This window comes from Nocardioides sp. CPCC 205120 (genome assembly GCF_048654585.1).
Taxonomy (GTDB): domain Bacteria; phylum Actinomycetota; class Actinomycetes; order Propionibacteriales; family Nocardioidaceae; genus Nocardioides.
Map to the genome: position 1 here is coordinate 1 of NZ_JBMCYY010000006.1, position 2,223 is coordinate 2,223.

Below are 2,223 nucleotides of genomic sequence, written 5' to 3' on the forward strand. Positions count from 1 at the left end.
ACCTGCCCGGTGGCACCGACGAGCCGCAGGTGCGCGACCGCGCCGACGTGCGCCGGCGGGTCAAGCTCGTCGTCGTGCTGGCGCTGCTGCTCGCCGTCGAGGTGTGGTTCAAGCTCGCGATCAACGACCCCGAGGTGTCGCACCTCCTCAAGGGACCGCGCAGCGCCGAGAACCAGCCGGTGTTCTTCGACGGTTCCCTCGTCTCGTGGGGCGCCGTCGCGCTCACCGCCGTCGCGCTGGTCCTCGCCCTGGCCGACAAGTACCCCAAGGGCTGGGGCGGCGTGGTGCTGGCGGTCGCCGTCGGCGTCGGGTTCTATGGCGCGTTCCTGATGTGGGCCTACGCCGACAGCGACCTGCCGATCGCGATCACCAACCCCCTTGGCGGGACGCTGCTGGTCGCGACGTACCTGGTGCTGGGCGCGCTCGCCGGCGTCGTCTGCGAGCGGGCCGGCGTGGTGAACATCGCCATCGAGGGCCAGTTCATCATGGCCGCCTTCTTCGCCTCGGTGACGTGCAGCGTCGCCGTCACCTCGCTGGGTGGCGTCCCGCTGTTCTGGACCCCGGTGATCGGCATGGCCGGAGGTGCGCTCGCCGGCGTCTTCGTCGCGGCGCTGCTCGGGTTCTTCGCCCTGCGCTACCACGTGGACCAGGTCGTCGTGGGCGTCGTGCTGGTGACGTTCGGCTACGGGCTCACGAGCTTCCTGCGCGGCCAGATCCCGAGCGACCAGGCGGCGAACCTGAACCGGCCCTACCAGCTCGAGCCGGTCGAGATCCCGCTGCTGGCGGACATCCCGTACGTCGGGCAGGCCATGTTCGACCAGACCCTGCTCGTCTACCTGATGTACCTGGCCATCCCCGGCGTGTGGTTCCTGCTCTTCCAGACGCGGTGGGGCCTGCGCGTGCGTGCCGTGGGCGAGCACCCCAAGGCCGCGGACACCGTCGGCATCGACGTGGTCAAGATCCGCTGGCAGGCCCTCCTGCTGGGCGGCGTCCTGGCCGGCCTGGGCGGCTCGGCGTTCACGCTGAGCACGGGCGCGTTCACCAGCCAGATGAGTGCGGGCCTGGGCTTCATCGCCCTCGCGGCCGTCATCATGGGCCGCTGGCACCCCATCTGGGCGGCCCTGGCGGCGATCGCCTTCGCGTTCCTGCGCAACCTGCGCGACCAGCTCAGCATTCTCGACGAGAAGGTCCCGGGCGAGCTGATCTCGATGCTGCCCTACCTCGCGACCATCATCGCCGTGGCGGGGCTCGTCGGACGGGTGCGGGCACCGGCCGCCAGCGGCCAGCACTACGCGAAGGGCGACTGAACCGTGCCGGGTGACGAGTTCGACTGGGAGGGCCTCCGGGCGCAGGCCCACGCGATCGCCGGGCGGGCCTACGCGCCGTACAGCGGCTACCGCGTCGGTGCGGCGGCGCTCGTCGACGACGGGCGGGTCGTCGTGGGGTGCAACGTCGAGAACGCGGCGTACGGGGTGACCCTGTGCGCCGAGTGCGGGCTGGTGTCGTCGCTGCACGCCGGCGGGGCCGGACGGCTCACCCACTTCGTCTGCGTGAACGGCGACGGCGCGGTGATCATGCCGTGCGGGCGGTGCCGCCAGCTGTTGTTCGAGCACGGGGGCCCCGACCTGCTCGTGTGGACGGTGTCGGGCGTGCGCCCGATGGCGGAGGTGCTGCCGGACGCGTTCGGTCCGGACGACCTCGCACGGGCCTAGGCCGCCCGGCCGGAGCGCGAGCGTAGGGTGCTCGGGTGAGCAGCGCACACGACGTCATCGAGGTCATCACCACCAAGCGCGACCGCGGCGCACTGAGCGACAGCCAGATCGACTGGGTGGTCGACGCCTACACGCGGGGCGCGGTGGCCGACGAGCAGATGTCCGCGCTCGCCATGGCGATCCTGCTCAACGGGATGGACCGCCGCGAGATCGCCCGCTGGACCGGCGCGATGATCGCGTCGGGGGAGCGGATGGACTTCTCCTCGCTCTCGCGTCCCACCAGCGACAAGCACTCCACCGGCGGTGTGGGCGACAAGATCACCCTGCCGCTGGCCCCGCTGGTGGCCGCGTGCGGTGTCGCCGTCCCGCAGCTGTCGGGCCGCGGTCTCGGGCACACGGGCGGCACGCTCGACAAGCTGGAGGCGATCCCGGGCTGGCGCGCGTCGCTGTCCAACGAGGAGATGCTGGCCCAGCTGGAGTCGGACGGCGCCGTGATCTGCGCCGCCGGTGA

Annotated in this window: 2 protein-coding genes and 1 pseudogene; all 3 read left to right on the forward strand. The window is 71.8% G+C overall.

What is annotated here, in order from left to right:
- Positions 1–1,307 (forward strand): ABC transporter permease (locus ACOACO_RS18635; protein WP_420297790.1); only part of this gene is annotated, 1,307 nt, incomplete at its 5' end.
- A 3-nt stretch (positions 1,308–1,310) separates the two neighbouring features.
- A complete protein-coding gene (locus ACOACO_RS18640) occupies positions 1,311–1,712 on the forward strand; it encodes a cytidine deaminase (RefSeq protein WP_420297791.1) in 402 nt (133 codons plus the stop codon).
- A 35-nt stretch (positions 1,713–1,747) separates the two neighbouring features.
- A pseudogene (locus tag ACOACO_RS18645) lies at positions 1,748–2,223 on the forward strand (thymidine phosphorylase); the annotation flags it as partial.